General features: G+C 71.8%; 1 pseudogene. It reads left to right on the top strand.

Features of this window, described 5'->3' with window-relative positions:
- Positions 1-574, top strand: a pseudogene (locus KUM32_RS37355) (hypothetical protein); the annotation flags it as partial.

Below are 574 nucleotides of genomic sequence, written 5' to 3'. Positions count from 1 at the left end.
GCGTGGCTGCGCGTGGGAGCCGAACTCGGCGATCGGCTGGTCGCCCTCTCCGGCCGCCAGGACCTCCTCGTCACCTGCCGCCCCGGCACGCGCAGCGGCGCACCGGCCGCGTTCTTCCCCACCCTGGGCGAGGTCGAGTTCGACGCCGGCCTCTTCGCCCCGCTGAAGCCCCACGAGATCCATCCGCGGATCGTGGGCGACGAGGAGCGGTATCCCGCTGCTTGGGGAGTGTTCGTCCACGAGGCCGCGCACGCGGCCCACTCCGTCTGGACGAAGCCTGCCGGAGCGGACCCCCGTGTCGTTGAGGCCGCGCTCCTGCTGGAGGAGAGCCGTGTCGAAGGCGCACACCTGATTACGCGGCCCACAGACCGCACGTACCTGCGCACCAGTGCCCGAACCCTGGTCATGCCCGACATCGCCCACCCCACTTTCCAGGGCATCGAGCACGCCGCCGCCGTGGCGGCCCTGGTCCTCGGCCGCCGTGATGTCGGCATCCTGGACGCCAGCGACACGCGGGCCGTCGCCGATCTGTGCGAAAAGGTGCTGGGCGCAGACCTGCTGGCCACACTCACCC

It is taken from the genome of Streptomyces sp. AC627_RSS907 (genome assembly GCF_019049165.1).
The sequence above is the reverse complement of the archived record's forward strand: the minus strand, read 5'-3'. Positions and strand labels throughout refer to the sequence as shown.